Raw genomic sequence first — 9,334 nt, 5'->3', positions numbered from 1 at the left:
GCGGATCTCGGTGTCACCGCCGAGTCCTTGCGGACATGGGTCCGCAAGGACGAGTCTCAGGCCGTGCCCGCCCGCCGTGATGCCGGTATGGGTGAGGCGGAGGAGCTGACCCGGTTGCGGGCGGAGAACGCCCGCCTGCTGAAGGCGGAGAAGGTACATCGCGCGGGGGGCGCGGGCAAGCCGGTACCCCGAGGGCACAGCGAAGAAATCACCGTCGACGGCGAGACCGAACCGGTGTCCGTCCGGCTCGGCGTATTTATGAGCAACACCAAGGCGAGGCGGGACAAGCTCACCGACCCACAGCGCGCCGCCCTCGCGGAGCTGGGCGTGGAGTGGGCGTGATGTCCAGGCTGGCGAGCAGCCCGGCCAGTACTGCTGTCACGTCCCGGTCTGCGGGACCGGCCGGCCACCAGCCGCCCTGTTCCTTGCGGTACGGGTACCAGCGTCCGTCGGTGCCCAGCCGTAGCTGGGCGTCGTGTCCGATCACCGTCAGCCGGTTGCGCGCGGTTCGCAGTCCTGGGGGCTGTTCGCCCTCCCACGCTTGCTTGATCGCCTCGCGGGCCAGGCTGAGTTGCGATGGGCCCGGGTCCCACGCGTCGTCCAGGACCGTCAGGGCTGCGGCGCCACCCTGTCGCCAGGCCCGTACCGTTCGTGTGAGCGCCTGTGGGGTGCGGCCTGCGTGCCTGCAGAGCCGGGCGAAGACTTCCGATGGGGGTGCGGCCGCCGCGAGGCGTACGAGATCCTCGGCCGCGGTGAGGTTGGCCGGGCCGGTGGGCTGGTGCGGGACGTCGTGGGACAGCGCGGCCTGGCGGAGCAGTCGTGCCGCGCGGGTGGCCGTGTCGGCCGCCAGGAACTGAAGGGCCGACGGGTCCAGTTCGGGTGCGGGGTCGCCCGCGGTCGCGAACGATGCCACCTGCCCTGGGCGGTCAGCCTCGGGTGGCGGGGCAGGGAGGGGTGCTATCCCTGCGCGGGCGGTGGCGAATACGTCGCGGGCGGGCACACCGAGCTGTCTGGCCGGGGCAAGGGCCTGCGGCGCGATGTCCTCGGCCGCTGTCTGGACGGCGTTGCGCCGCTGGAGCTCGTCCATCAGTTCGCGCTCGCCACGCCCACGCAGCAGGAGCAGGACGAACGGGTCGTGGTCGAGGAGGCGGGCCACCTGGTAGAAGACGGCGGCGGCGTGCTTGCAGGGGTAGCCCCAGTCAGGGCAGGAGCAGTTGGGTGTCAGTTCACCTTGCCGGGGCAACAGCCGGACACCGGCCCGGGCGGCGTCGTCGACCAGGGCCGTGGGCATGTCGTGATCGAAGAGGGCCGCGATATGCCCGGCCTGGGCGGCGGCGGTATCCAGCAGCAGTTCCCAGTCACGGGGGCTGAGCTGGGGGATGTCCATCGACGTACGGTACGGCGCGGGGCGGCTGCCCTGGACGCGGGCGGCCACCCGCCCGGGGGTGACGGTGATCTCGCCGACATTGCCGCCGCGTGCGTAGGTCCGCCCCCGCGCGAGCCGCCCGGTCGCGGAACGCTGCTTGCCCTCCAGTGCTTCCACCCACGCGTTGCCCCACCAGGATTCAGCGAAGGACCGAGGGCCCCGGGCCGCAGGAAGCGGGGGGAAGGTCCGGTGACGGCCGTCGTCAGCCTTCTTCGGACGGCTCATCGGGGGTTCACCTGTAGTTGGACGAGTTCGGCGAGTTCGGCATCGGTGAGTTCGGTGAACGCGGCTTCGCCGCCGCTGAGGACGGAGTCGGCGAGATCCTTCTTGCGTTTGAGCATCTCGGCAATGCGGTCCTCCACCGTGCCCTCCGCGATCATCCGGTGCACCTGGACCGGCTGGGTCTGGCCAATCCGGTAGGCCCGGTCGGTGGCCTGGTCCTCCACCGCCGGGTTCCACCAGCGGTCGAAGTGGATCACATGACCGGCCCGGGTCAGGTTCAGGCCGGTGCCCGCCGCCTTGAGCGAAAGCAGGAAGACGGGCACCTGCCCGTCCTGGAAGCGCCGCACCATCTCCTCGCGCCGGTTCACCGGGGTGCCGCCGTGCAGGAACTGGGTGGGCACCCCACGCGCTGCCAGGTGCGCCTCGATCAGCCGGGCCATCGCGGTGTACTGGGTGAAAACCAGCACCGCGCCATCCTCGGCCAGGATGGTGTCGAGCAACTCGTCGAGCAGGTCGAGCTTCCCCGAACGGCCCGCGATCTTACCCGCCGGCTCCTTCAGGTACTGGGCCGGGTGGTTGCAGATCTGCTTCAGCGCGGTGAGTAGTTTGACCACCAAGCCACGCCGGGCGATGCCGGTGCTGCGGCCGATCTCGGCCAGGGTCTCGCGGACCACCGCCTCATAGAGCGCGATCTGCTCCTTCGTCAGAGCGACCGCCCGGTCCGTCTCGGTCTTCGGCGGCAGCTCCGGAGCAATCCCCGGGTCGGACTTCTTACGGCGCAACAGGAACGGCCGCACCACCCGGGCCAGCCGCTCGGCAGCCCGGGGATCCTCACCACGCTCCGCGCCCCGGGCGTAGCGGTCGCGGAACGCCTTGAGCGGGCCCAGCAGTCCTGGAGTGGTCCAGTCCAGGAGCGCCCACAGTTCGGAGAGGTTGTTCTCCACCGGTGTGCCGGTGAGCGCGACCTTGGCCTGGGTGGGGAGGGTGCGCAGCGCCTTCGCGGTGGCGGTGAAGGGGTTCTTGATGTGCTGGGCCTCGTCCGCGACCAACAGGCCCCAGGCGCCCGCCTGGGTGAGTTGCTGCGCGTGCAAGCGCATCGTGGTGTAGGTGGTGAGGACGAATTCGCCTGCCGCCAGGTCGTCCAGGCTGCGGGCCGGGCCATGGAAGCGGCGCACGGGCGTCCCCGGGGCGAACCGCTCGATCTCGCGGGCCCAGTTGCCGAGCAGCGAGGTCGGGCAGATCACCAGGGTCGGCCCGGCCGTGGCCTGGTCGCTCTGCCGGTGCAGGTGCAGAGCGATCAACGTAATGGTCTTGCCCAGGCCCATGTCATCGGCGAGGCAGCCCCCGAGTCCGAGCGAGGTCATCTGCTGCAGCCATGCCAGACCGCGCAGCTGATAGTCCCGCAAGGTCGCCCTCAGCGCGGCGGGCTGCGCCAGCGGTGCCCGGCGGGCCGTGGCCTCGGGGTCCGCGAGGCGTTCTTTCAGTTCGGCCAGCCAGCCGCCGGCCGTGACCTCCACCCGCTCCCCGCCGACGTCCGTGCTGCCGCTCAGGACCGCGCCCAGCGCCTGGACGGGGGTGAGTTGGCGCTCCTTGCGGCCCCTGGCCCGGGCCAGCACTTCGGGGTCGATCAGCACCCACTGGTCACGCAGCCGCACCACGGGCCGCTGTGCCTCGGCCAACCGGTCCAGCTCGGCGTCGTCCAGCTCGCGGCCACCGACGGTGAGCTGGAAGCGGAAGGTGAGCAGCGTATCGGCACCAAGCACGGACGGCAGGTCGGAGCCGGCCTTCCCGGCCGGCTCAACCACCGCGCGGGCGAGGAGTTCGCGGGCCAGCTCCTTCGGCCAGTGCAACTGGATCCCCGCGGCAGCCAGAGAGGCGGCGGCTTCCCCGAGCAGCTCGGACACCTCGGTGTCCGAGAGCTCCAGCTCGGCGGGAGCCACGGCGGTGAGCAACCGGCCCAGCGGCGGCCAGGCCCTCGCGGCCCGGCGAAGCGTCAGCAAAGTGTCGATCTTCGTACGCGGACCGAAAACGCCACCGGCCGCCGACCGGCCCGACCAGATATCCGCCGCATCCGCCACCACGGTGGCGTCACCGAGGCTGTGCAACTGGACGACAGCCCGGAAAGGACTGCCCCCGTCTTCGTCCTCCCAGGCGCCCGGGTCATCGATGTCGTCCCGGTCGCGGGCGGGCAGGCCGGGGAGCTCCAGCCGCAGGGAGACTCGCACCCCCGCATCCAGCCCGGCGGCGACCTCCGCCGCCCAGCCGCGCTGGTGGGGAACCGGCTGCGGCACCTGAGCGGTCCAGGCCGTGGTGCCGGCGGCCGCCGGCGCGGCGGGCGTACGGGGCAGCGCATCGGCCACCGCGTCCAGGAAGGCCCGCAACAGCGGCTCAGCCTCGGGCAGGCGAACCGGCGCCGGCCCGGCCAGCGGCACCGCCCGGGCCTCGGGCGGCATCGCAGCAGCCAACTCCCGCACCCGCGCCACGTCCTGCTGGTCGTACGGCCCGATACGCCAGGCGTCGAAACCACCGGGGCTGACACCGGGCAAGAGTCTGCCCCGGGCGAGGAGTTGCAGAGCAAGCACGCTCGCCGCGCCCCAGAACGCGGCGGCCCGGTCCGCGCCCGGCACACCGCGCATCCGGCCAAGTGCGGGCAGGGCCTGGGAGACCGGCACGATCGTGGCGTCGACATCACGGCGCCGCACAGAAACACCATGCGGCCTCACCACGGTCAGCCGGCCGGTCACCGCAGGCGGAGCGTGGCCGTCGGTACGCCAGAAGGCCACCCGGCCAAGCCTTGGCGGGTCAGCAGGCAGGAAAACAGCGGCACAGGCAGCCAGCTCCCCGAGCCGGGCCGGGTCCATGGCAGCCGGTGCCGAGGTGAAAATCTCATCGTCGGGAGTCTCGATGACATCAGGGCCGGTCGCCACAGAGGTGAGCTGCTTTCGATCCGAATTACGCGACAGGTATCAAGCCGCCCATCGAGCGTAACCGAGCCGGGCACCGAGCCGCTGCTGAACTCCGCTCCCGGGCCAGGGAACCAGGCAGCGGAGTTCAGCAGCGGCCCGAATACATCGCGCGCGCGGGGCTGCTGGCGCTGTGGGGCGGTAACGCCTCCCGGGTCCACGCCGAGCTGATGCAGCGAGCGGCCGAGGATCCGGACGCGCCGGCGGTGCCGTCCCTGTCGACGCTGCACCGGGCGGTCCGCCGGGACCTGACCCGCGGAGAGCGGGCCGGACTGAAAAGCGGGGAAGCCGCGCGGCGCGCGCACGACGTGTTCGGCCAGCGGCCTCCGACGCACCGCAACGCCGTATGGGAAGGCGACCACAAGCACGTGCCCGTCGAGGTCGACGTGGAGGGCGAGCTCGCCACACCATGGGTGACCTGGTTCATCGACTGCCACTCTGCTGCGCAATTCCGTGCGAGGGTGAGCGTGGGCGCGGGATGATCGTTCGTGCGGTCGTTGTCCTGTCGTGCGGTCGTGGGGGTGGTGTGGATGTCGATGCGGCCGAAGGGGCTGCTGGAAGGTCCCGGAGCAGACGGTGCTGGTGGCGCGGGCTGCGTTTGCGAAGGGGAGCCTGGCGACGCGGGTACGGGACCGGCTTGCGGAGGTCTTCGCGGATGAGCCGTTCGCCGAAACGTTCGGGGTGCGCGGTGCGCCGGGGCTGTCTCCGGGGGCGTTGTGCCTGGTCACGGTGTTGCAGTTCGCTGAGGACCTGACCGATCGGCAGGCCGCGGCGATGGCGGTGCGGGCGATCGACTGGAAGTACGCCCTGGGGACGGAGCTGACGGATACCTGTTTCGATGCCAGTGTGCTGAGCAGGTTCCGTGCCCGGCTAGCCGAACATGGCATGGAGCGGTTGGTCTTCGACCGGCTCCTTGAACATTGCAGGCAGGAAGGGCTGGTCACGGCCGGGGGCAGGCAGCACACCGATTCCACCCATGTGATCAGTGCGGTGCGGGACTTGAACCGACTGGAGCTGGCCGGGGAGAGCGTGTGGGCGGCCTTGAAAGCACTTGCTCTCGCGGCACCGTCCTGGCTGGCCGAACAGGTCGACGTGGCCGAGTTCGCCCACCGCTACGATCCCCGGGTGGAGGGCTGGCGCATGCCGTCCTCGCAGACGAAACGCGATCGACTCGCACAGGCCTTCGGTCAGGACGCGCTGGCCTTGTGCCGAGCGGCCTGGGCGTCTGATGCCCCCGGATGGATCCGCGAGATCGACGCGGTGCGGGCCCTGCGGCAGGTCCTTGTGCAGACCTACTACCTCCGTACCGACACAAGGGGACGGGAGGTGATCAAGAAGCGGGCCGCCGACGACGAGGGCGTCCCGCCCAGTCAACTCCGCCTCGCCTCGCCCTACGACCTCGACGCACGCTGGGCGGCCAAGGGCGAGGATCTGTTCTGGATGGGCTACAAGGTCCACCTCACCGAGACCTGCGACACTCCCACGGAAGCCGAAGCCGGTGTCCGGGCTGCACCGAACTTGATTACGGACGTGTTCACCACCGACGCCACCGTGCCCGACGTGAAAGCGACCGCCCCGGTCTCACAGCGCCTGGCAGAGAAGGGGATCAAGCCCGCCGAGCACTACCTCGATTCCGGATACCCTTCCGCCGACCTCATTGCCGCCGCGTTGGAGCAGGGGACCCGTATGGTCACCCCGGTCCTGCTGGACCACTCGGCCCAGGCCAAGGCTGCCACCGGCTTCGACAAGAGCGACTTCACCATCAACTGGAAGACCCGCCAGGTCCGCTGCCCCGCCGGCCAGAGCAGCGCGCACTGGAACCCGGTGAAGCAGCATGGCATGGACGCTATCGTCGTCACCTTCAGCGTCCGCACCTGCCGTCCCTGCCCCTTCCGCGACCAGCGCACCATCTCAGCCCTGGGCCGCCGCATGCTCACCCTGCGCCCCAGGGAACCAGAAGAGGCCCTCGCCCGGGCTCGCACGGCAGCGGCTTCGCCACCGCCGGCCACCTCGCCGCCTACGCCGGCCTTGCCCCCGTGACGCGGAACTCCGGCTCCTCCATCCGCGGCGAACACCCCTCCAAGCGCGGCAACAAACAACTCAAGAGAGCCTTCTACCTCGCCGCGTTCGCCTCGCTCTCCCAGCCCGAGTCACGCGCCTACTACGACCGCAAACGCCGCGAGGGAAAACACCACATCGCCGCACTCATCGCACTCGCCCGACGACGCATCGACGTCCTCTTCGCCATGCTCCGCGACGGCACCTTCTACCAACCACCCACACCGGCTACGGCTTGACGAAAGCCATAGAGGCACCTTTTCGGGTCTTTTCGTGTACAAGGCCGGGAGCGGCCTCTACGGTGGTGGCGATCGGTCCCGGGGAGACGCGTCCAGGGCGCGTCGCAGCTGGCTGTGCCTCAACGGACCGGTGAGTTCAGGGGGTTGCGGGGATGCGTTACAGATCGACAGCAGCAGCGCGAGCGACGACAGCCCGGACGGGCACGCAGCCGCACGGCTGACCGGCGACTTCGCCAATTGGCTGGCACAGGACCGGACCGTGGCCCTGCATACCGAGATCCGCCGGATCCGCCCGGAACCGACCGACGGCGCGATGTCCGGCGACCTGGTCGAATGGATCAGCCTCGCGATCTCCTCCGGCTTCTCCACCACCGCCCTGGTCTACGCCCACAAGTCCTTCCGCGCCTCCCTGCCACCACGCCTCAGGGCCGGGGCACGCATGGTGATCGAACACGGCAACGTGCGCGTAGTGGTGGAGAACGGCACCGAGCAGGACGCAGCCCGCATCGCACAAGCCCTCGCAACACCGCCCCAGAGCGCAGGCAATGCCGGTTCCTGACCCCGCCCGCAGCCGGGCCGTCCTGATCGGCATCGGCACCTACACCCCACCCCGACCTCAAGCAGCTGCCCGCCGCGGCAGCCGGAGCCAAGCAGCTGGCCACCCTGCTGCGGGACCCGACCGTCTGGGGCCTGCCGCCCGAGCACGTCACCGAACTGGGCGCGAAAGTTCCGCAGAACAAATCCTTGGCGCCGTATACGGCGCAGCCCGGCACGCCACGGACACCCTGCTGGTGTACTTCGCCGGGCACGGACTGCGCGACCACGATGAACGGCTGTACCTCGCGCTGGCAGGCGCCAACACGGACCAGCCGGAGATCGGGACTGTGCACTACCGCACACTGCGCAATGTGCTGCGACAGGCTGGTTACCAGGCCCGATACCGGATCACCGTGCTCGACTGCTGCTACAGCGGCCTGGCCGGCGCCATGTCCACCATCGCCGCCCCCACCCGCACCGACCTCGCCCGCGCCCTGGACGAACCCCCAGCGGAGCAAGCCGACGACACGGACGACTACGGCGACTGCGTCCTGACCTCCGCCCCGCCGACCAAGCCCTCCTTCGCCCCACGCGAAGCAGCGTTCCCGGAGTTCACCGGCGAACTGATCGACATCCTGGAACACGGCATCACGGGCGCCGGATCCACACTGAGCATGGACGACGTCTGGCAGCGCATCTGGCGCCGCCTGCGCGAGCGCGGCAGCCCTGAACCCCATCAGTTCGCCCAGAACAAGGTCGCCCGCCAAGTCCACCTCCACAATCGCGCAGTGCACTTGGAGGCAGCCCGTCCGCCGATGAGTCCGCCCTCCGCCCATCGGTCGAGCAGGAGATCACCTGAGGTTGATCCCCGGGAGTGGACACCGGGTTTCATGCGACGAGTGACAGCGTACGTGGTGTGATCAGTTGTTGTTCGAACTCGGCTGGTGTGAGGTAGCCGAGGGCGGAGTGACGGCGGCGCCGGTTGTAGTAGGCCAGCCAGCGGAACAGCTCCAGGCGGGTCTGCGCCTTGGAGATCCAGCGCCTCCCGTGGAGCAACTCTCGTTTCAGGCCCTGGAAGAACGACTCGGCGAGGGCGTTGCCGTAGCTCGAGCCGACGCGGCCCATGCTGCGGCGGATGCCGTGCCGGCGGCAGACATCGGCGAACGCCGCGCTCGTATATTGAGCGCCCCTGTCCGTGTGGAAAACCACGCCGTGGACCTGGCCGCCGCGGGCGGCCACGGCCATTTCGATCGCATCGGTGACCAGGGAGGTGCGCATGTGGTCCGCGATAGACCAGCCGATCACGCGCCGCGAGCAGATGTCGATCACCGTGGCGAGATACAGCCACACCGATCCGACGGCGACGTAAGTAATGTCGCCGCACCACTTGGTGTTCAGCACGTCCGCTGTGAAGTCGCGCATCACCAGGTCAGACGCGGGCGGAGCCGTCTTGTCGGCGTTGGTCGTGCGCTTCTTGCGCCGTAGGTGCCGGTCGACGATGCGGTTGATCCTCATCAGCCGGGTGACGCGCTTGCGGTTGATCTTTTGTCCCCGGGACCGCAGTTCGGCATGCACCCGCGGGGGCACCATAGGCGCCCTGGTGATCGGCGTGGATCTCGCGGATCTCAGACACCGTCCGCGCTTTTTCGGCGGCTCGCTCGGCGCGGGCCTCGGCACTGGCCTGGTGCCGGTAGTAGCCGGAGCGGGAGACGCCCAGGACTCTGCATATCCGCTTGATGCCGAAGTCGGCGCGGTTCTCGCAGATGAAGTCCCAGCGGCGGGGGCTCACTTCACCTCCGATCCTGGTGGTTAATTCAGGCAATCGGTGAGTGAGCGTCAGATCGTGGGTGGATTCTTGGGGTTGCGGCAGTCTTGTGGTGTCTGCCCGC

General features: G+C 69.9%; 6 protein-coding genes and 3 pseudogenes. 6 read left to right on the top strand and 3 right to left on the bottom strand.

The window, feature by feature from the left end:
• A pseudogene (locus AB0D12_RS40455) lies at positions 1–153 on the top strand (IS3 family transposase); the annotation flags it as partial.
• A gap of 136 nt (positions 154–289) precedes the next feature.
• Here AB0D12_RS40455 and AB0D12_RS40450 read toward each other — a convergent pair.
• A complete protein-coding gene (locus AB0D12_RS40450) occupies positions 290–1,543 on the bottom strand; it encodes an SWIM zinc finger family protein (RefSeq protein WP_362694888.1) in 1,254 nt (417 codons plus the stop codon).
• Between the two features lie 104 nt (positions 1,544–1,647).
• Positions 1,648–4,509: a DEAD/DEAH box helicase gene (locus AB0D12_RS40445; RefSeq protein WP_362694891.1), complete on the bottom strand. Its 2,862-nt coding sequence runs from the start codon at positions 4,507–4,509 to the stop codon at positions 1,648–1,650.
• 272 nt (positions 4,510–4,781) lie between these two features.
• Here AB0D12_RS40445 and AB0D12_RS40440 point away from each other — a divergent pair, with 272 nt between their 5' ends.
• The 5 genes and pseudogenes from AB0D12_RS40440 (at position 4,782) to AB0D12_RS40420 (ending at position 8,365) form a co-directional block, all read left to right on the top strand.
• Positions 4,782–5,093 carry a hypothetical protein gene (locus AB0D12_RS40440; RefSeq protein ID WP_362694885.1) on the top strand — a complete coding sequence of 104 codons (312 nt, stop codon included), beginning with the start codon at positions 4,782–4,784 and terminating at the stop codon, positions 5,091–5,093.
• A gap of 25 nt (positions 5,094–5,118) precedes the next feature.
• On the top strand, positions 5,119–6,651 hold the full coding sequence (locus tag AB0D12_RS40435; RefSeq protein WP_362694882.1) for a transposase: 1,533 nt from the start codon (positions 5,119–5,121) through the stop codon (positions 6,649–6,651).
• Positions 6,603–6,908 (top strand): annotated as a pseudogene (locus AB0D12_RS40430) (transposase); the annotation flags it as partial. The gene AB0D12_RS40435 and the pseudogene AB0D12_RS40430, both read left to right, overlap by 49 nt.
• Before the next feature lie 130 nt (positions 6,909–7,038).
• Positions 7,039–7,467, top strand: coding sequence for a hypothetical protein (locus AB0D12_RS40425; protein ID WP_362694879.1), 429 nt, complete (start codon positions 7,039–7,041; stop codon positions 7,465–7,467).
• 232 nt (positions 7,468–7,699) lie between these two features.
• Positions 7,700–8,365, top strand: a complete 666-nt coding sequence (locus AB0D12_RS40420) for a hypothetical protein (RefSeq protein WP_362694876.1) — start codon at positions 7,700–7,702, stop codon at positions 8,363–8,365.
• Here the strand turns inward: AB0D12_RS40420 and AB0D12_RS40415 are convergent.
• Positions 8,334–9,249: pseudogene (locus tag AB0D12_RS40415) on the bottom strand (IS3 family transposase); the annotation flags it as partial. The gene AB0D12_RS40420 and the pseudogene AB0D12_RS40415 overlap by 32 nt on opposite strands.
• Between the last annotated feature and the right edge of the window lie 85 nt (positions 9,250–9,334).

It is taken from the genome of Streptomyces sp. NPDC048479 (assembly GCF_040651435.1).
Taxonomy (GTDB): Bacteria; Actinomycetota; Actinomycetes; order Streptomycetales; family Streptomycetaceae; genus Streptomyces.
This window is presented reverse-complemented; position numbering and strand designations above follow the sequence as displayed.

Bases quoted from the DNA above. Each gene is read 5' to 3' on its own strand.
- AB0D12_RS40445 (WP_362694891.1), bottom strand. From the start codon at position 4,509: ATGGACCCGGCCCGGCTCGGGGAGCTGGCTGCCTGTGCCGCTGTTTTC.
- AB0D12_RS40440 (WP_362694885.1), top strand. From the start codon at position 4,782: ATGCAGCGAGCGGCCGAGGATCCGGACGCGCCGGCGGTGCCGTCCCTG.